This window comes from Pseudarthrobacter sp. SORGH_AS 212 (assembly GCF_030818145.1).
Lineage (GTDB): Bacteria > Actinomycetota > Actinomycetes > Actinomycetales > Micrococcaceae > Arthrobacter.
Map to the genome: position 1 here is coordinate 486236 of NZ_JAUTAA010000001.1, position 18489 is coordinate 504724.

General features: G+C 67.3%; 16 protein-coding genes and 3 tRNA genes. 6 read left to right on the forward strand and 13 right to left on the reverse strand.

The features are described from left to right. Positions 1–221: 221 nt before the first annotated feature. The 5 genes from QE394_RS02200 to QE394_RS02220 all read right to left on the reverse strand — a co-directional run bounded on the left by QE394_RS02200 (position 222) and on the right by QE394_RS02220 (position 4201). Positions 222–295 (reverse strand) — tRNA-Ile (locus QE394_RS02200). A 72-nt stretch (positions 296–367) separates the two neighbouring features. Beyond that, the gene (locus QE394_RS02205) at positions 368–1561 is read right to left on the reverse strand and encodes a glycosyltransferase (RefSeq protein ID WP_056083504.1); all 1194 of its coding nucleotides are present in this window, start codon (positions 1559–1561) and stop codon (positions 368–370) included. A gap of 112 nt (positions 1562–1673) precedes the next feature. Then, positions 1674–2582: a DMT family transporter gene (locus tag QE394_RS02210; RefSeq protein WP_056083506.1), complete on the reverse strand. Its 909-nt coding sequence runs from the start codon at positions 2580–2582 to the stop codon at positions 1674–1676. After that, on the reverse strand, positions 2582–3205 hold the full coding sequence (locus QE394_RS02215; RefSeq protein ID WP_349033620.1) for a CDP-alcohol phosphatidyltransferase family protein: 624 nt from the start codon (positions 3203–3205) through the stop codon (positions 2582–2584). The genes QE394_RS02210 and QE394_RS02215 overlap by 1 nt, the downstream gene beginning before the upstream one ends. A 141-nt stretch (positions 3206–3346) precedes the next feature. After that, on the reverse strand, positions 3347–4201 hold the full coding sequence (locus QE394_RS02220) for a phage holin family protein (protein ID WP_056083512.1): 855 nt from the start codon (positions 4199–4201) through the stop codon (positions 3347–3349). A 178-nt stretch (positions 4202–4379) separates the two neighbouring features. Between QE394_RS02220 and QE394_RS02225 the strand changes: the two genes are divergently transcribed. The 3 genes from QE394_RS02225 to QE394_RS02235 all read left to right on the forward strand — a co-directional run bounded on the left by QE394_RS02225 (position 4380) and on the right by QE394_RS02235 (position 6289). Next, entirely contained in the window at positions 4380–5600 is a 1221-nt protein-coding gene (locus QE394_RS02225) for a multidrug effflux MFS transporter (protein ID WP_056083515.1), read from the forward strand. A gap of 12 nt (positions 5601–5612) precedes the next feature. Then, a complete protein-coding gene (locus tag QE394_RS02230; protein ID WP_056083519.1) occupies positions 5613–5792 on the forward strand; it encodes a hypothetical protein in 180 nt (59 codons plus the stop codon). Between the two features lie 89 nt (positions 5793–5881). After that, positions 5882–6289: a hypothetical protein gene (locus QE394_RS02235; protein WP_056083688.1), complete on the forward strand. Its 408-nt coding sequence runs from the start codon at positions 5882–5884 to the stop codon at positions 6287–6289. A 53-nt stretch (positions 6290–6342) separates the two neighbouring features. Here QE394_RS02235 and QE394_RS02240 read toward each other — a convergent pair. From QE394_RS02240 to dusB, 5 genes are all read right to left on the reverse strand, one after another. Then, a tRNA-Asn gene (locus QE394_RS02240) sits at positions 6343–6415 on the reverse strand. A gap of 136 nt (positions 6416–6551) precedes the next feature. Beyond that, positions 6552–6624, reverse strand: a tRNA-Asn gene (locus tag QE394_RS02245). A gap of 93 nt (positions 6625–6717) precedes the next feature. Continuing rightward, a complete protein-coding gene (dnaG, locus tag QE394_RS02250) occupies positions 6718–8652 on the reverse strand; it encodes a DNA primase (RefSeq protein WP_261619602.1) in 1935 nt (644 codons plus the stop codon). Between the two features lie 52 nt (positions 8653–8704). Next, positions 8705–10000, reverse strand: a complete 1296-nt coding sequence (locus QE394_RS02255; protein WP_235501570.1) for a deoxyguanosinetriphosphate triphosphohydrolase — start codon at positions 9998–10000, stop codon at positions 8705–8707. Between the two features lie 7 nt (positions 10001–10007). Continuing rightward, positions 10008–11186: a tRNA dihydrouridine synthase DusB gene (gene dusB / locus QE394_RS02260; RefSeq protein ID WP_056083529.1), complete on the reverse strand. Its 1179-nt coding sequence runs from the start codon at positions 11184–11186 to the stop codon at positions 10008–10010. A 133-nt stretch (positions 11187–11319) separates the two neighbouring features. Here dusB and QE394_RS02265 point away from each other — a divergent pair, with 133 nt between their 5' ends. Further along, positions 11320–12537, forward strand: coding sequence for a globin domain-containing protein (locus QE394_RS02265; RefSeq protein WP_349033621.1), 1218 nt, complete (start codon positions 11320–11322; stop codon positions 12535–12537). Between the two features lie 6 nt (positions 12538–12543). Here the strand turns inward: QE394_RS02265 and QE394_RS02270 are convergent, their stop codons facing one another. Continuing rightward, the gene (locus tag QE394_RS02270; protein WP_349033622.1) at positions 12544–14106 is read right to left on the reverse strand and encodes a YibE/F family protein; all 1563 of its coding nucleotides are present in this window, start codon (positions 14104–14106) and stop codon (positions 12544–12546) included. Between the two features lie 98 nt (positions 14107–14204). On the opposite strand from QE394_RS02270, the gene QE394_RS02275 reads away from it, so the two are divergent. Next, on the forward strand, positions 14205–14948 hold the full coding sequence (locus tag QE394_RS02275; protein ID WP_056083691.1) for an alpha/beta fold hydrolase: 744 nt from the start codon (positions 14205–14207) through the stop codon (positions 14946–14948). Between the two features lie 75 nt (positions 14949–15023). Then, the gene (locus QE394_RS02280) at positions 15024–15845 is read left to right on the forward strand and encodes a lysophospholipid acyltransferase family protein (protein WP_349033623.1); all 822 of its coding nucleotides are present in this window, start codon (positions 15024–15026) and stop codon (positions 15843–15845) included. A gap of 74 nt (positions 15846–15919) precedes the next feature. On the opposite strand, the gene QE394_RS02285 is transcribed toward QE394_RS02280, so the two are convergent. After that, positions 15920–16972: a GNAT family N-acetyltransferase gene (locus tag QE394_RS02285; protein WP_349033624.1), complete on the reverse strand. Its 1053-nt coding sequence runs from the start codon at positions 16970–16972 to the stop codon at positions 15920–15922. Positions 16973–16974: 2 nt separating this feature from the next. Next, complete coding sequence (locus QE394_RS02290) at positions 16975–18360, reverse strand: glycine--tRNA ligase (protein ID WP_056083544.1); 1386 nt, start codon at positions 18358–18360, stop codon at positions 16975–16977. Positions 18361–18489 lie beyond the last annotated feature (129 nt).

Here is an 18489-nt window from a genome sequence, read left to right on the forward strand (position 1 = left end):
AGTGGCCGGCGCCCAATGAAGGGGCGCTGTAAGTTACTGGTCAGTAACATACCCCAGATCGGGCGGTGGGGAAAGGAAGCATGATCACAGCAGAGTCCCTCAGCGCGGGCAACCACCTACCGGCCGGCACAGGGAAAAGGGGTTTAACGCAGAAACCGCGGCCGAACGTTGATCGTCGGCCGCGGTTTCTGCGTTTCTGCCCGCCGTTCCTCACGGCGCAGTAGGGCTACTCGGACTTGAACCGAGGACCTTAGGATTATGAGTCCCGCGCTCTAACCAGCTGAGCTATAGCCCCAAAAATACCCAGGGCCTTCCGCGCGGGGCGCGGCGGCAGGGCAGGAACACTCTAGCAAATGCCGGGGTGCTGTCAGACCACCATGTCCTCGTACCGCGCGCCGCGGTACAGGTCCTCGAAGGTTTGCAGGGTGCCCTGGATGCTGTGCGGCTCCACCATCTGGCGGCTGGCCTGGCCCATGGCTTCCTGCTGGTCCTTGGGAAGCTCCAGGATCTGGGTGAGCTTCTTGGCGAGGTCATCGCTGTCATTGGGGGTGAACAGGTAGCCGTTGTGCCCGTCCCGGACCAGGTGCGGCAGTGCCATGGCGTCGGCCAGGACCACCGGGGTGGATGCGGACATGGCCTCGAGCGTCACCAGCGACTGCAGCTCGGCCGTTCCCGGCATGCAGAAGAGGTCCGCCTGGATGTAGGCCTTCCGCAGGTCGTCGTCGCTGGCGAGGCCCAGGAACTTCACGCGGCTCCCCAGGCCGAGGCGCTGCACCAGTTCTTCGAGCGCCGGCCGTACCTCGCCGCCGCCGACAATTTCCAGGTGCACGTTCAGTTCCGGCGGGGTCTTGCCGATGGCCTTAATCAGCACGTCCACGTGCTTCTCCTCAGCCAGCCGGCCCGCGAACAGCACCGTGGGGTGTTCGTGCGGTTCAATGGTTTCCCCGGGCTGCAGCTCGTAGGCGGCGGAGTCGATGCCGTTGGAGAGCGGCAGCACCTTGCGCAGGAACGCGTGCTCATGCATGGCCTTGGCCGCCAGCGGAGTGGGCGTGGTGACCACGTCCGCCTGGCCCATGACCTTGCCCATGTCCTTCCAGGAGATCCGTCCCACGATGTCCTTGAACCACTGCGGGAACGGCAGGAAGGGGTTGAGGTTCTCCGGCATGAAGTGGTTGGTGGCGACGATCCGAATGCCGCGCTTGACTGCCTCGTAGAGGACGTGCTCGCCAATCATGTAGTGGCTTTGGATATGCACCACGTCCGGCTTGACCCGGTCGAACAGCAGGCTGATTTCCTTCTTGATCTCCCAGGGGAGGCAGATGCGGAACGTCTCGTGCGTGGGCACGCTGTGCGAGCGGAGCCGGTGTACGGTCGCTTCGTCGCGGAACTCGGAGTAGCTCTTGCCCTTGCCGTCGCGGCAGGCCAGGACATGGACGTTGTGGCCCCTGCCGGTCATGCCCTTGGCGAGGCGGTAGCCGAACTGCGCGGCGCCGTTCACGTGGGGCGGGTAGGTGTCCGCGGCGATCAGGATGGTCAGTGGCTGGTCGGCTGGCGTGGTCACGTGGCGGGCTCCTGATGGTCACGGTGCGGACAGCGCTAACTGTCTGCACGGCTGGCCGCCGGCGTCGGCGCGGCTGGGCCTCATGGGCTGGATGGCTGGTGGGCGATGGGGACTAGTGGGACGGCCTGCCCGGGGACTTCCGTGCGTCTTTCTTGCGCTTGGTGACCTCGGGATGGTGCCGCGAAAGGGCGATAACCCCAACGATAGCAAGGAGCGCGGCGGTTGCCATGGCAATGGCCATGACGGCGTGGACGTCGGGGCGCAGTTCACCCAGGATGACGATGCCGATGGCGATTCCCACCATGGGATCGATGACCGTCAGGCCGGCGATCACCAGGTCCGGCGGACCCGAGGAGTACGCGCTCTGCACGAACCAGGACCCCAGGCCGCCCGCGGCGATGATTGCCACCACGGAGTACCACTGCACGTTCAGCAGGAACAGTCCGTTGGGGTCCAGCAGGTGCTTGCCGATGATCCGGGTCAGCACCGCAACGAAGCCGAACAGGACACCGGCGCCAAGGATGTAGATGAAGGCGTTCATCCGGTGCCTGAACATCACGGCCAGGGTCCCGAAGAGGCCAACCGCAAGGGCGAGGAGCAGCACGATGGTCAGTTCGTCCTCAGGGCTGACGTGATGGTTTTCCTGTGTGACGTTGACCGCCAGGAGGACGAACAGCGCCGACCCCGTCACGCAGGCAGTAATGGCCACCACCGTGGCGCGGTTGATGGTGAGGTCCTGGTCCCGCGCGTTCACGATGGTGGTGATCACCAGTGCGATGGCGCCGATCGGCTGGATCACGGTCAGCGGTGCCGACACCAGGGCCACAGCATTCATGGCCATCCCGGCGCACAGCAGCAGCAGGCCGAACACCCAGCGGGGATTCCGCAGCAGGCGCAGGAATCCGTTCGAACTCAGGGCGAGTCCCCCGGTATCGGCCTTCACGGCACTGCCCTGGCGCTGGGCTCCCAGGGCGAGGCAGAACGCTCCCAGCACGGCGAGGAGGACGGCCATCCATATCATCAGGAGGTCCCGCCGTCGGGCTTTGTCCGGGTCCTGCCCTTGCGCAGCATGGCCCAGACATAGTTGTAGGCGGCGATCCAGTGCCCCACCAGGCCCAGGCCCAGCACAATCCATGCCGCCACGAAGAGTGCGTGGGAGAAGCCGGTGTCCAGCCGGGAAAGAACCAGCATGGGGGTGCCGAGGAGCAGCAGCCCGGTGCGCACCTTCCCCACCGTGCTGACGGGGAGGTCGGGGTGGCCGCGGAAGAGCGAGAGCGTCAGAGCGAGCAGGACTGCGTCGGGGACGACCAGCGCCGCCAGGTAGAGCCAATGCACGACGCCGGCAATCACCAGTGTGACGGCTACGGCCAGGAGCGCCAGCCGGTCCGCGATGGGGTCCAGGACCCGGCCCAGCCGGGAAGCCTGGTCGAACCGGCGGGCAACGTAGCCGTCCACCCAGTCGGTGCACGCCATGACCGCCAGGACCACCACACCGGCGCCGTATTCCTTTTGCGCCAGCACCAGCCAGATGAAGAGCGGAACCCCCATGAACCGCACCACGGTGAGGAGGTTGGGGATGGTGAACACGATGTCGTGGTCAACCTGGGGGCGGTCCGGACGGGAACCGGCACCAATGAACTTCACCTGTCCCCCTTCCTGTTGCCGCCCTGCGGCGTGGTCCTGCCGGACAGTGGCCTGCCGGCGGTAGCTGTGCCGCCCGCCAACTCGTGGCCCGGAATGTTGATGAAGCTGCTTGCCCAGGCGCTCCCGCCCGGCCGGTTGGTCCTAGTAGGTGCGGATCAGCTTCCGCAGCAGGACCACCAGGAGGGTTCCCGCGGCAGCCAGTGCGGCCAGCGGCTTCCACCGGTCCTGCAGCCCGCCGGAGGATTCGGACAAGCCAGCGAGCTTGTGGGCTGCCGCGTCCTTCCCTCGCCCGGCCAGCGCCTGGCCCTGACGGGCCTTTCCCTGGGCAACCTCGAGCAGGTACCTGCCCTGGGTCTTGACGTCCAGTTCCGTTCCCAGGTTGTCGCGGACCTGGGTGAGGTGCTGGCGGCGCTGGTTCAGGCGCCGGGACAGTTCCGGCTCCGAAGCGTGCGGGAATTCCTTGTCGTGCTCGGCGGCCTTGGCAGCCTTCTCGGCCTTGGCCTTCGCCGCGGCCTCTTCCTTGGCAGCCTTCGCGGCCTTGGCCTCGGGGCTTGCCGGGTCCAGCACGGCCGGGTTGAAGGCAGAGCCTTCCTTGGCCACGCCGATATCGTGCTTGATGCCGCGGATGGTTTCTTCCGGCAGCAGGGGCATGGCCTTCTTGAACCTGGCCATGCCGATGAGGCCTCCCACCAGGGCGATCAGCAGGAACGCGGCGGAGACCAGCAGTGCCGCCAGCCAGGCGGGCATGATGGTGGCCAGGCCCATGATGGCCGCAACAATCAGTCCGACCACCAGGAAGGCCAGGAAAACCAGGGCAACAGCGAAGAAGGCGGCCGCGACGCCGACCTGCACGCCTTTGCGCTTGAGTTCGACCTTGGCGAACGCGATCTCGTCGTTGATCTGGCGGGGCGCCAACCTTGCAAGGAGCTTGACCGTTCCGGGCAGCGCGGTGATGCGCAATCCGGGTCTGGTCTGCCCGCTGTGACGTCCGCTCATCGGTTCCGCCTAACTGGTTTGTGTGCTCGATCCGGCATCGTTTGTCCCGGGAAATGTGCACAGGCACAGTCCCCGCCACAAAACTACCATTCAGGTTCAGGGCGGACTTCGGGGCTTGCCGGGCGGCACTGATTACAACGCTGCAAATCGTGGGGTGCCGGGCCTAGGATGGACATCCGTGACCACAGCTTCCAATCCGGGCGACCTGCTCAGCCCCCGCCGCAGACTTTTGTACATCTTCCTCCTCGGTGCCCTGACCGCCTTGGGGCCTTTCACGATCGACCTGTACCTGCCGGCTTTCCCCGCCCTGGAGGCCAGCCTTGGCGTTACGGAGGCGCAGGTCCAGCTCACCCTGGCAGGGACCACCCTGGGCTTTGCGTTCGGCCAGCTGGTGGTGGGTCCGTTCAGTGACAAATTTGGCCGCAGGAACCCCTTGATCCTGGCCACCGCCCTGCATATCGCGGCGTCGATCGGTGCGGCGCTGTCCACGGATATCACCACCCTGGGGATCTTCCGCGTGCTCATGGGTGTGGGCGCTGCGGGCGGCGGCGTGGTGGCGATGGCCATGGTCCGTGACCTGTTTTCCGGCTACGCCATGGTGAAGATGTTTTCCAGGATGGCACTGGTCAACGGCCTGGCACCCATCCTGGCGCCGGTGATCGGGTCGCAACTGCTGCTGGTGATGCCCTGGCCCGGAATCTTCGTGTTCCTGGCCTCCTACGGCACCCTGGTGATCGTGGCAGCGCTGGTCCTGGTCCGTGAAACGCTGCCGCCGGAGAAGAGGGGACAAAGCGGCATGACGGCCCGGCAGCGCTACCGGGTCCTGTTCAGCGACCGGATCTTCGTGGGCCTGCTGATGGTGGCGGGCCTGAACTTCGGTGGACTCTTCACCTACCTCTCGGCCTCGCCGTTCCTGTTCCAGGGCGTGTTCGGCTTCTCAGCCCAGGAGTACGGGCTGCTCTTCGGTATCAACTCGCTGGGCATCGTGGCCGGCGTGCAGACCAGTTCGAGGCTGATCAGGCGGGTGCCGCCGCAGTGGATCCTCGCCGCCGCAACGGCCTGGATGTTCCTGATGGCCCTCCTGATCGTGGTGTTCGACCTCCTGGGCTTCGGCCTGTGGGGCGTGATGGTGCCGCTGTGGTTCTACATCCTGGGAACGGGGTTCATGTTCCCGTGCGTGCAGGTCCTGGCGTTGGCGAACCACGCCTCCCAGGCGGGCACCGCCGCGTCCCTGCTGGGCGCCGCCACCTTCATGATGGCCGGGCTGATCTCACCCGTGGTCGGGTGGCTGGGCATCACCAGCACCAGCATGGGGGCGGTCCAGGCAGTCTGCATCCTGCTGGCCATGGCAGCCCTGTGGCTGGTGGTCCGCCCACGCACGGTCCCGGCCATCGCCTGACATGATGAGGGCATGAAACACCGGCCGCACAGGAATGGACGGGGACTCTTCCTCGGCGCGGTGCTGGGCGCCGTCGCGGGTTACTTCGCGGGCCGCGCCGCCGGCAACGCGGCGATGGGAATCATCCTTGGCTCACTGGCTGGCGCGGCGCTGCTGTACCGGGTCAATCCGGGCGGGCGGAACCGCCGCTGAATCCCGCCTGGACGGCATCTGCAGCAATTGCCGGAGGCAGTAGCCGCGTGGCTGTACCGGGCCAATAGGCTGCGCGATAAAATGTGTCCGTGCCCAGTTGGCAGGATCGACCCCAGCTACCGGCCACATGGCAGCGATGCGATGCCCGGATCCTGCCCCTGTGGTGGGACCGGGCGTGCGTGCAGATGGGCGAGCAGTCGGCCGCCCTGTACGCCGCCGGGCTCTTCACCGAGGACCGCCGCAGGCCCATCGCCCAATGGTTCAACCCCGCGTTCAAAGCCGCGCTGCTGGTGGCGCCCGAAACCTCTCCCGAGTGGCCCGTGCAGCGGTTCGGCATCTTCTATGCACCCCCGGATGCAGGCTTCGTGCGGATCCACTCTGCCCCGCATGAATGGAGCCCCCGGCAGCCCCGCAAGTCCCCCACCGAGCAGGAAGCGTTCCTGGCTGCGATAGCCGAGGCAGAGCGGTTCCTGCAAGTTGAAATGGACTTCGTGTGAGGAGGCAAAAAGCCCCCGTCCTCCAGTGGAGGACGGGGGCTTTTCAGTGCAAGCTCCTCCTGCTGGACTTGAACCAGCAACCCTTCGATTAACAGTCGAATGCTCTGCCAATTGAGCTAAGGAGGAATGAAGCAGGTACGACCTTAGCAAAGGATTCCGGCAAAAGTGAAATCGGCGGAATCCCCTGCCATCGAGCTCCTGCCGGAAGGGAAAAAGAGCCAAAAAAATCCCCGTTCCGGAAGACCGGAACGGGGATTGGCAGCTCCTCCTGCTGGACTTGAACCAGCAACCCTTCGATTAACAGTCGAATGCTCTGCCAATTGAGCTAAGGAGGAATGAAGCGGGTATTAGCCTAGCAAACACCCCGGCTGGAAGCGAAATCGGCGGACGGAACCGGCATCAGGCCAGGCACCACGCCAGGCATCAGGTCAGGCATCGGAGCGCAGGGACCTGCGTTCCATCTCCAGCATCATCAGCTCGCGGTTGAGCCGTTGGAACGCCTCAGGATCTGCAGCGGGATCGAGCCGCTGGAGCTGGCCCATCTTGTCCGCCTTGACCCGGGTGATCTGCAGCTCGAACAGGCGGGACAGGATGTCCCGGCAGTACTTCTGGACACCCTCCTCCGTGCTCGCCGGCAACGGCACCACCGCCAGCTCGGACACCAGCGCCCGCAACGGCTCCGGGACCTCGTGCATCACATGCTCAACCCAGCGCGCAGGATCGGTCACCATGCCCGGGCCGGTGGCGCGCATGGCGTCATGGACCGCCTGGAAGGCCGGGGTGGCAAACCTGGCGGCGGCGAAGCGGTCCCAGACGGCCCCGGAGAGCAGCGCCGGTTCCTGCAGCGCCACCTCCACCGCCTGGCGCTCCATGGAGGCCACAGGGTCCCGCGGGTCCGGGCGGTGATAGGACGGGACGGCGCCCGACGCCCGTCCGGCAGCAACGCCGGGCCCGCCGGCTTCTGCGGGCCTTCCGGCAGCCTGGCCGCCCTGCTGCGCCGCAGCCGTCCCGGCACCTCCCTGAGGGCCCGCAGATGCACGTTTCATGGCGACGGCCACGGCCCTGTTCGCCTCTTCGACGGACATGCCCAGCCACCCCGCCAGTTCGCGGGCGTAGGCGGGCCTGATGCCGGCGTCGCGGATCTGCGCCACCACCGGAGCGGCTTCGCGCAGCGCTGCGACGCGGCCTTCCACGGTGTCAAGGTTGTGGCGCTTCAGCGACGCCCGGATGGCGAATTCGAAGAGCGGCCGGCGGCTGCTGATCAGGGCCTGGACGGCTGCGTCCCCGCGGGTCTGCCGAAGGTCGCACGGATCGGCGCCGGTGGGTTCCACGGCCACGTAGGTCTGCGCAGTGAACCGCTGGTCCTCCTCGAAGGCACGCAGGGCCGCCTTCTGGCCGGCGGCGTCGCCGTCGAAGCAGAAGACCACCTCTCCCCCGGTGCCGTCGTCGGACAGCAGGCGCCGGGCGATCTTGATGTGCTCGGTGCCGAACGCCGTGCCGCAGGTAGCTACCGCCGTCGTAATTCCCGCAAGATGGCAGGCCATCACGTCGGTGTAGCCCTCCACCACCACCAGCTGGCGCTCCTTGGCGATGCTTTTCTTGGCGAGGTCGATGCCGTAGAGGACCTGGGACTTCTTGTACAGCGTGGTCTCGGGGGTGTTGAGGTACTTGGGGCCTTGGTCGTCCTCGTAGAGCTTGCGCGCGCCGAAACCGATGGTGTCACCGGCGATGTCCTTGATGGGCCAAATGAGGCGTCCCCGGAAGCGGTCATAGATGCCCCGGTTGCCCTCGGAAAACATCCCCGTGAGCTTCAGCTCCGCGTCGGTGAAGCCGCGGCCGCGCAGGTGTTTGAGGAGTGCGTCCCAGCCCTGCGGGGCGTAACCACAGCCAAAGTGCTCGGCGGCAGCGCGGTCGAACCCGCGGCCGAAAAGGAAGTTCCGTGCCTCGGCGGCGCCGGGGGTCAGCAGCTGGGCCCGGAAGAATTCATCGGCGATCTTGTGGGCGTCCAGCAGCCGCTGGCGCCGCCCCACTTCCTCACGGTTGGGCCCGGTGCCGCCGTCCTCGTAACGCAGCTCGTAGCCGATGCGGGCGGCAAGTTTTTCCACTGCCTCGTGGAAGGAACTGTGGTCCTGCTTCTGCACGAAGGCGATGACGTCGCCGTCCTCGCCGCAGCCGAAGCAGTGGTACCGGCCCACCTGCGGGCGGACCGTGAACGACGGCGAGCGCTCGTCGTGGAAGGGGCACAGGCCTTTGAAGGTCCCCAGCCCGGCACCCTTGAGGGTGACGTAGCCGTCCACCACTTCCTTGATGTCCGTGCGCTGGCGTACTTCGTCGATATCTTCACGTTTGATCAGGCCAGCCACAGAGTAATCCTAGTCCCGTGGACTGACCGCCCGGCCCGTCGTGTCATTCCGCTCACCACAGCGAGGGCAGGCTCCCCACGAGGCGCTCGTACATGGCCAGGGCGGATCCGTCGGTCAGCGACGCCACCTGGTCGATCACCACGCGCAGCCGGGCACCGTCATCCCCGGCATCGCGCCAGTCGGCGGCGAACATCGGCTCCAGGTTCCGGTCACCGGTGGCGCTCAGGGCGGTGACCAGGGCGTGCAGGACCTCGCGCTGGCGTTCGTAGATGGGCTGCCGGTGTTCGGTGGTCATGACGAACGTGGTGGCCATGCCCTTCATGACGGCAATCTCCATGACCGTCTCGTCCGGAACCATGAGCTCGGCGCTGTAGCGGGTGAGCCGGCCCGGCCCGTAGACCGAGCGCGTCGTTTCGAGGGCGCTCTGGCAGAACCGGCCGATGAGCTGGCTGGTCATGTTCTTCAGGGCGCCCATGGACTTGCGGCTGCCGTCCGCTTCCCGCACCCAGACGTCGGTTGCCTCCAGGCGGGCCAGTGCGGCGTCGATGGCGGCGGGGTCGTTGTGCGGCAGGTACCACTGCTTGGCGTAGCCCACCACGCGGGCGCGGTGGTCCGGGTTGTCCATCCACCGCAGCTGGAAGTGGCCGGCAACAATGGCGTCCTCCACGTCGTGCACGGAGTAGGAGATGTCGTCGGCCAGGTCCATCACCTGGGCCTCAAGGCAGGAACGCCGCTCGGGCGCACCCTCCCGGATCCAGTTGAAGATGGGGAGGTCATCCTCGTAGGCACCGAACTTGCTGGTGCGCCGGCCGTGGATCACCGGCGCGTCGAGCGCGGACCAGGGATATTTCGACGCCGCGTCCAGGCTGGCACGGGTGAGGTTCAGCCCGGCGGGATGGCCCCCGGCGGTGAGGACCTTGGGTTCGAGCCGGGTGAGGAGCCGGAGGGTCTGGGCGTTGCCTTCGAACCCTCCGATGCCATGCGCCACCTCGTTCAGGGCGGACTCCCCGTTGTGGCCGAACGGCGGGTGGCCGAGATCGTGGCTCAGGCACGCGGTGTCCACCACGTCCGGGTCGCAGCCCAGCGCACGGCCCAGTTCGCGGCCCACCTGGGCCACCTCGAGACTGTGGGTGAGGCGGGTCCGGACGAAGTCGTCCGTGTCCGGGGCCACCACCTGGGTCTTCGCTCCCAGCCGGCGCAGGGCCGATGAGTGCAGCACCCGGGCGCGGTCCCGTTCAAAGTCCGAACGGTAGGTGCTCTTGGGCGGCTCCTCCACCCAGCGGGCGGAGTCCCGGGAGCCATAACCGGAGGGCGCTCCGGCCACGGCGCCGGCGGGTGATTCAGCCACGGGAACCTCAGCCACCGGAAACGTCCAGTTCGGCCGCGGCGATGTCCCGCGACTGTGCATCGTTCAGCGCCCGGGAATCCAGCCAGTCCTTGGGCAGCGCGGGCCGCTTGGGTGACCCGGCACGTCCACGGGGGCCTTCTGCGTCGCCGCCGGGGTAGGGCGAGTCCAGGTCCAGCTCGGCGAGGGTGTCACGGAGCACTTCAAGGCTGGTTACCAGGGCCAGCCGGGTGCGGAGTTCCCCGCCCACCACATAGCCCTTGAAGTACCAGGCGATGTGCTTGCGGATCTCCCGCAGCGCCTTGCCCTCGTCACCGAAGGTTTCCACCATCAGTTCGGCGTGCCGGTAGACGCCCTCGGCCACCTGGCGCAGGTTGGGGCGGTGGCGGACTTCGCTGCCTTCGAACGCTGCCTGGAGGTCGCCGAAGAGCCACGGCCGGCCCTGGCAGCCGCGGCCCACCACCACGCCGTCCACGCCGGTTTCGCGGACCATGCGCACCGCGTCTTCGGCGGACCAGATGTCGCCGTTGCCCAGCACCGGGATGTCCGGCAGGGCCTCGCGGAGGCGGGCGATGGCCGACCAGTCCGCCTGGCCGGAGTAGAACTGTGCCGCGGTGCGGCCGTGGAGCGCGACGGCGGCAACACCGGAATCGCGGGCGATCCGGCCGGCGTCGAGGTACGTGAGGTGGTCATCGTCGATGCCCTTGCGCATCTTGATGGTCAGGGGGATGTTGCCCTTGGACGCTTCCCGCACGGCGGTCTGCACGATCGCGGTGAAGAGATCGATCTTCCACGGCAGGGCGGAACCGCCTCCGCGGCGGGTGACCTTCGGGACGGGGCAGCCGAAGTTCAGGTCGATGTGGTCCGCGCGGTTTTCTTCCACCAGCATCCGGACGGCCGCGCCCACTGTGCCGGGATCCACCCCGTAGAGCTGGACGGACCGGACTTTCTCGTCGTCGTCGTGCGAAATGATCCGGAGGGACTCGGGAGTCCGCTCCACCAGCGCGCGGGACGTGACCATTTCCGCCACGTACATGCCGCCGCCGTATTCGCGGCACAAACGGCGGAAAGCGGAATTGGTGATCCCCGCCATGGGGGCCAGGATTACCGGCGTGTCCACAGTGAGGGGACCCAGCTTCAGGGGCGGGAGTTCCAGCCGGGCGGTGGATGGGGTTGCTGCAACAGTCACTGTTCCATTGTTGCAAATCCGGCCAAATCGGGTGCCCGCACCAGTGCCGATCGGTCCTGTTGCCGGACTGTCCGCGGTGTTAACGTGGCCCCGATCGGGTCCGCCCGGGCCCGGCTGACCAGGAGGAGTAACGATGCTCTCAGACACCTCACTGCCGGTGGTCAAGGCGACGCTGCCCGTCGTCGGGGAGAACATCCGGGAGATCGCGTCACGCTTTTACACCCACATGTTCCAGGAGCATCCGGAGCTGCTGGACGGCCTGTTCAACCGCGGGAACCAGGCGGACGGGCGGCAGCAGCAGGCACTGGCCGGCTCCGTGGCCGCTTTCGCCGGGTTCCTGGTGAACGACCCCACGCACCTGCCGGACCATCTGCTGTCCCGGATCTCGCACAAGCACGTCTCGCTCGGGCTGGCTCCGGACCAGTACCAGGTGGTGCATGACAACCTGATGTGGGCCATCGTGGATGTCCTGGGCGACGCCGTCACGCCCGAGGTGGCGGCGGCCTGGGACGAGGTGTACTGGCTGATGGCCAACATGCTGATCAACAAGGAGCGAGGGCTGTACGACGCGGTCCGGCTGGGCCCGGAGACCATCTGGCGCACCTGGCGGGTGGCCGAGAAGATCCAGGAGACCGACGACGTGGTCAGTTTCGTCGTGGAACGCACTGACGAACGCGAGGTGAAGCCCTCACTGCCGGGCCAGTACGTCACCATCCGGATGGAGATGCCAGACGGCGTCCTCCAGCCCCGCCAGTACAGCCTCACCCAGGCCGACGACGGCCAGCACCGGCGGTTTGCGGTCAAGCGCGTCCGCGGGGAGGGCACAGCCGCCGGGATACCCGACGGCGAGATGTCCACCCTCCTGCACGATCACGTCAACGTGGGCGACGAGGTGACCCTGTCTGCCCCGTTCGGCGACGTGGTGCTGGAGTACACGGACCGGCCGGTGGTGCTGGCGAGCGCCGGCATCGGCATCACCCCCATGGCCGGAATGCTGTCCCATCTGGTGAAGGCCGGCTCGCAGCGGAAGGTGGCGTTCCTGCACGCCGACGACTCCCCCGGGTCCTTTGCGCTGCGGAACCAGGTCACGGCGGACATCGCCGCCCTGCCGGATGCGTCCCTTAACGCGTGGTTCCTCAACGGGGACGGCGGCGGGGACGATGCAAACGTGCACACGGGTTTCATGAACGTCCGCGACGTGAAACTGCCTGCCGACGCCGAGTACTACCTGTGCGGTCCGGTGGCCTTCATGCAATCGGTCCGCAGCGCCCTGGTGGGCCTGGGCGTTCCGGCCAGGGACATCCAGTACGAAGTGTTCGGCCCGGACCTCTGGCTGGCCGACTACCAGTAGGAGCCGTCAGCCGCGGTCGGCCCTGCGGCCCCGGCGGGTGGGAAGAGTGGCATCACCGGAGCCGTCGGCGTCGGCGCCTGATACGGGGGTGCTCGCCGGGTGTTCCGCAGCCCTGCGGGACCGTGCTTCGAGCGCCGCTGCGGCCAGCGCCCCCGTGTCCTCGACGCCCTCTGAAGGCAACCGGCCGCCGTCGTCCGTCCACTCCTTTGCTTCGCGCTGCCGGAATCCGGACGGCGCGGTCCGCGAAGTGCCCGGCGCAGCGTTGGCGCCGGCAGCGGTTACGACGGCGGGAGCCTGCCGGATACCGGTGGCCTTGACCACCAGCACGGCGATGAGGGTGGTCACAGGGATGGCCAGCACCAGGCCTATCGACCCGACGAGGGTCCGGATGACCTCCTCGGAGAGTTCGGCGCTGGTGAGGGTCTCCCCCAGCGGCCGGTCATACAGCATGACGATGATGAGGATGGGCAGGGCCGCTCCGGCGTAGGCGAACGCGATGGTGTACACGGTGGAGGCGATGTGGTCGCGGCCGATCCGCATGGCCGACGTAAACAGCTTGCGTGCGCTGCTGTTGGGCGCCAGTTCGTAGAGTTCCCAGACGGCTGAGGACTGGGTGATGGTCACATCGTTAAGGACGCCCAGCCCGGAGATAATCAGTCCGCACAGGATCACCCCCGAAATGGAGATGTTCGCAGAGGTGTTGATCAGGGTGGTGGCGTCGTGGTTGCCCACCCCGGCGAGGTTCGCTGCGCTGGTGGCCCACCAGGCCAGGAGGGCCGTGATCGCCAGCCCGAACATCGTGCCGAGCAATGCGGTGGAGGTCCGGGCCGAGAAACCGTGGGCGAAGTACAGCACCCCGATCATGATCACCGTGGATCCCACCAGTGCCAGCAGCAGCGGCGGCTTGCCCTCCACCAGTCCGGGCAGCATGAAGCTGGCCAGCACGAAGTAGGCACCCACCAGGCCGATGAGGGCCCGGAGTCCGCGCCAGCGGGCGACGGCGATGACCACGAAGGCGTACAGGATGGCCAGCAGGACAATGGGCAGGGTCCGGACGAAGTCCACGAAAATGTACGCCGGCGAGCCCTGTGTGGAAGCCGCGCCCTGGGCATTGGAGAGGTTGAGGTAGCGGATCCGGTCGCCGGGCTTGACGCCGTGCGATGTGGCAACGTCCGGGTTGATGACTACCTTGACGGGGCTGCCGCCCTTGTCCGGTTCGGTGAATGCGAAAGTGCAGTTGGACCCCTGGGGCTGCTGGCCCGATCCCTGCTGGGGCCGGCCGCCCTGCCCCTGCTCCTGGGTGGCCACGCCCTGCATGCAGTTTTCCGTTGCCACATTCGTGATGGTCCCGGCATCGAAGGTCACTCCGGGAGCCGTCGAGTAGGGGTTGGCCAGCGAGATCCCGTCCTTGCTTCCGGACGGCCAGAGCATGGCCATCCCGGCGAGGGTGAGCAGTGTGATGGGGATCAGGATGGCGGCGAGGATACGGTTGGCCTTCCTGCGGGCAGCCATCGCCTGGGCCGTCGGCTCCGAATGATCTGTGGAAGCGTGGGAGTGTCCTGCGCCCATCAGCAGTTGAACCTCATACGTTGAACTCTACGTGGGGCACCATAGGGTTGATAAATGGACCATTCGGACTTGGAGGTACCGGCGTGGGCAACCGTGACATGAAGGATAACGGCGGGGTGCAGACCGGGCAGCGGCCTGTGGTTCCCCTGCACCGGCCTGTACTGAACGTCCTGGCAGCGTCCGGACCAACGAGGGCCGTGGCTTTGGTGCTGCATGGCGGCAAGGCCCACAGCCGGGAACCCGTGGAGGCCCGCCACCTGAGTCCCGCCAGGATGGTTCCCTTTGCCCGGCACCTGCACCGCGCGGGCCGCAAGCACGGGCTGGCCGTCTGGTCCCTCCGCAACAGCGTCCGCGGATGGAACGGCAACGACATGTCGCCGCTGCAGGATGCAAAGTGGGCGCTGCAGCAGATCGAGGAAAGCCACCCCGGGGTTCCGGTCTTCCTGGTGGGGCACTCCATGGGCGGTTTGACCGCCGTATGCGCCGCGGACCACCCGCAGGTGGAGGCAGTAGTGGCGCTGGCCCCATGGCTGAGCCCGGAAACGCCGGCGGAGCGGGTTGCGGGCCGCAAGGTCCTGATCGTGCACGGGACCACTGACCACATGACCAGCCCCCGGCAGTCATTGGCGTTCGCGCGCCGCGCCAGCGCAAATGCGGCCAGCATGCAGTACGTCTCGCTCAAGGGCGTTGGCCACTTCATGCTTCGCAAGGTCAGGATCTGGCACATCCTGGCCACCGGGTTCGTCATCCAGGCTTTTGCCGAAAGCACCGGAGCCCCGGTGCGCCCGGCCCGCGCCTTCGGCCAACTGCTGCCCGAAGGGTCAGTGCACGTAACCCTGTGAGCCGCAGCAACGTCAACGGGACCGGAGGGCGGGGCCTCCCTGCCATCAGTCGCGTGCCCCCGGAAGGAGGCAGCCATGCCCTGGCGACCGGCGCCCCATGACCGTTTCTACCGGCTGATCGTGCGCACCGGGCTGTTCCTCCGGTGGGCTTTCCGGGTAAGGGTCATCAGTACCGGAACCGGGCACCTGCCTCCCGCGGGGCTGCGCAGCGGGGTGTCCCGCGCTGTGGTCCCCGGCACCGGAGCGGTTTTTGCCGTCACGCACTTCGGATACCTGGACTTCGCCGTCGCTGAACTGCTGGTTTGGAAGCATGCACGGGCGCAGCTGCGGTTCCTGATCCACCAGGGTGCGGCCGACCATTGGTTCGCGGGCCCGGCGGTCAGCGCCAGCGGCCATGTGGTGGTGGGGTACACCGGCCGGGCCGGCGCCTACGACGAGGCCGTCGCGAAGCTGCGTGCCGGCGAGTACCTCGCCGTCTTTCCGGAAGCTGGCGTGAGCCGCAGCTTCACAGTGCGCGGCTGCAGGACCGGTGCGGTCCGGATGGCGGCCGAAGCCGGAGTGCCGGTGATTCCCGTGTCCGTCTGGGGTGCGCACCGCCTGTTGACCCGCGGCCACGGATTCTCCCTGGGCCGGGCCTGGCGCGCACCGGTGCGGATCCATGTGGGCAGCGCGGTGACCTTTGCGCCGGATGTGGATGCCGGGGCGGCCACGGCGTCCCTGCGGGACATGCTCCAGGACGGGATCGACCGGTGCATCGCCGACTTTCCGCTGCAGCCGGAGCCCCGGGCCTGGTGGATGCCGGCGCGCCTGGGCGGGGGCGCCCCCACCGAGGCCGAACGGAAAATCCTGGACAGAGACGACGAAGCCCGCGGCCGCCGTCGTGGTCCCCCCAACTAGGTCGCAGTAAATGTCGGAATGGAGCCGCATAACGACATCTGCTGCGACCTAGTGCGGCTGCGGGCCGGGATTGCCTAGTCGGAGACCACCAGGGTCTCCGCCGCGGCCAGCCGGGCCTTTCCGCTTTCCAGCAGGGGTTCGACGGCGGCGCGCAGGGCTGCCATCGAATCGTCGAGTTCCAGCATGACCGGGTGCTGGTACGCAATGAGGGACAGCATGTCCCGGACGGCCTCGGCAGCGTCGTCGGCTGCCAGGGCAGGGTCATGGCCCACGAACACGTCCGTGGGTGCTCCCGGAGCGGCAGCATCCTGGCCCCCGGGCCCCTCACCGGCGTCCGCCGCGTCCGGGGTTGCCGGGGCGGCGTAGCTGACCGCGAACGCCCGGATGCGGCCCTTCTTGCTGGGGGCCACCCCCTGGCCGAACGCCGATTCGGGCTGCGCCCGGAGGACGATGGCGCCGTGGGCTCCGGTGAGTTCGTCCAGGAACAGCTTCTGCACCTGGCCAACGGACAGCACTCCGGGCGAATCCCAGTCATGGATGGCGGTGTAGTACCGGCCCACCACGTCGGTCAGTTCAACCGATCCGGTGGCCAGGTCCATCACCACGTCGGATCCGGCGTTCTCGCCGCTGACCGGCCGGCCGCCATGGTCCGTGTCCGGGAAGACCGGCAGCTTCAGCGCGCCCGGCTGCACAATCACCAGGCGTGAGCGCTGGATGGGCGCGAGGCCGGCGGCCCCGGCAAAGGCGGCACCCGGGGTGGCGGGCTCCACTTTGGCACGGAGCTTGGCCACGCCCGACGGCGCGTTGGCGGCTTCGCGGCGCAGCATGGCCAGGAGCGTGGCACCGATGCCGGCACGCCGGTGGTCCCGGGCCACCTCGATGTAGCTCCACAGGCGTTCCGGGTGCAGCGCCGCTTCATAGACGACGCCGGCGGCCACGGGGATGCCGACGCCGTCGATCACGTCTTCGGCAACGATGCAGCGCCGCCACGGCAATCCGCCGGTCCCGTTCGAGGACGGTGCAAGGGCGCTGCGGAACTGCCGGGCCTGCGCGGTTTCCGGGCCGCCCCAGATCTCCAGGAGGGCGAGGTCGTCACCGTCGCGCCATTCGCGGTATTCGATGGCCATGGCTAGGCGCCGATCAGGCGTGCGGCCAGGTAGCCCTCCACCTTGTCCAGGGAGACCCGTTCCTGGCTCATGGTGTCGCGTTCGCGGATGGTCACGGCCTGGTCCTCGAGCGTATCGAAGTCCACGGTGATGCAGAACGGGGTGCCGATCTCATCCTGGCGGCGGTAACGGCGGCCAATGGCACCGGCGTCGTCAAAGTCGATGTTCCAGTTCTTGCGGAGCTGGGCAGCGAGGTCCTTGGCCTTCGGAGACAGGGCCTCGTTGCGGCTCAGCGGCAGCACGGCAGCCTTCACCGGAGCCAGGCGCGGGTCCAGCTTGAGCACGGTGCGGACGTCGACGCCGCCCTTGGCGTTGGGTGCCTCATCCTCGGTGTACGCGTCGATCAGGAACGCCATGAAGGAGCGGGTCAGGCCGGCGGCAGGTTCGATCACGTACGGGGTGTAGCGCTCGTTGGTGGCCTGGTTGAAGTAGCTCAGGTCCGTGCCGGAGGCCTTGGCGTGGGTGGAGAGGTCGAAGTCCGTGCGGTTGGCCACGCCTTCCAGCTCGCCCCATTCGGAGCCTTGGAACCCGAAGCGGTACTCGATGTCCGTGGTGCCCTTCGAGTAGTGGCTGAGCTTCTCCAGCGGGTGCTCGAAGAACCGCAGGTTCTCCTCACGGATGCCCAGGCCGGTGTACCAGGCCATGCGCTCCTTCATCCAGTACTGGTGCCACTCTTCGTCGGTTCCGGGCTCGACGAAGAACTCCATTTCCATCTGTTCGAACTCGCGGGTGCGGAAGATGAAGTTGCCCGGCGTGATCTCGTTGCGGAAGGACTTGCCGATCTGGCCGATGCCGAACGGCGGCTTCTTCCGCGAGGTGGTGAGGACGTTGTTGAAGTTCACGAAGATGCCCTGCGCGGTTTCCGGGCGCAGGTAGTGCAGCCCCTCCTCGCTGGCAACCGGGCCCAGGTAGGTCTTGAGCAGGCCGGAGAATTCCTGCGGTTCGGTCCATTCGCCGCGGGTGCCGCAGTTGGCGCAGGCGATGTCCTTCAGGCCGTTTTCCGCCGGGCGGCCCTTCTTTTCCTCGTACTCTTCTTCGAGGTGGTCCGCGCGGTACCGCTTGTGGCAGGACAGGCACTCCACCAGGGGGTCGGAGAAGACATCAACGTGGCCGGACGCTTCCCAGACCTGCTTGGGGAGGATGACCGAGGAGTCCAGGCCCACCACGTCTTCGCGGCCGCGGACCATGGACTGCCACCACTGGCGCTTGATGTTTTCCTTCAGTTCGGCGCCGAGGGGCCCGTAGTCCCAGGCTGAACGCGAACCTCCGTAGATTTCACCGGCCTGGAACACGAAGCCCCTCCGCTTGGAGAGGGAAATGACCTGGTCGAGGACGGATTTTGCTGCCATGGGGGTAACTCCAATTTCTACAGGGCCGCTGGGTGCGGTCCGCGGTTTTCAGGCCACGCACGGCACCGGATGTGGGACACGACCGGTGCCCTGGCGGGCGGATGAAGGGATGCGTGAAAGCTGCGTTTC

Coding starts and splice junctions, on each gene's coding strand:
- QE394_RS02210 (WP_056083506.1), bottom strand. CDS start 2,582: ATGATATGGATGGCCGTCCTCCTCGCCGTGCTGGGAGCGTTCTGCCTC.
- QE394_RS02220 (WP_056083512.1), bottom strand. CDS start 4,201: ATGAGCGGACGTCACAGCGGGCAGACCAGACCCGGATTGCGCATCACC.
- QE394_RS02230 (WP_056083519.1), top strand. CDS start 5,613: ATGAAACACCGGCCGCACAGGAATGGACGGGGACTCTTCCTCGGCGCG.
- QE394_RS02265 (WP_349033621.1), top strand. CDS start 11,320: ATGCTCTCAGACACCTCACTGCCGGTGGTCAAGGCGACGCTGCCCGTC.
- QE394_RS02270 (WP_349033622.1), bottom strand. CDS start 14,106: ATGGGCGCAGGACACTCCCACGCTTCCACAGATCATTCGGAGCCGACG.
- QE394_RS02275 (WP_056083691.1), top strand. CDS start 14,205: ATGAAGGATAACGGCGGGGTGCAGACCGGGCAGCGGCCTGTGGTTCCC.
- QE394_RS02280 (WP_349033623.1), top strand. CDS start 15,024: ATGCCCTGGCGACCGGCGCCCCATGACCGTTTCTACCGGCTGATCGTG.
- QE394_RS02285 (WP_349033624.1), bottom strand. CDS start 16,972: ATGGCCATCGAATACCGCGAATGGCGCGACGGTGACGACCTCGCCCTC.
- QE394_RS02290 (WP_056083544.1), bottom strand. CDS start 18,360: ATGGCAGCAAAATCCGTCCTCGACCAGGTCATTTCCCTCTCCAAGCGG.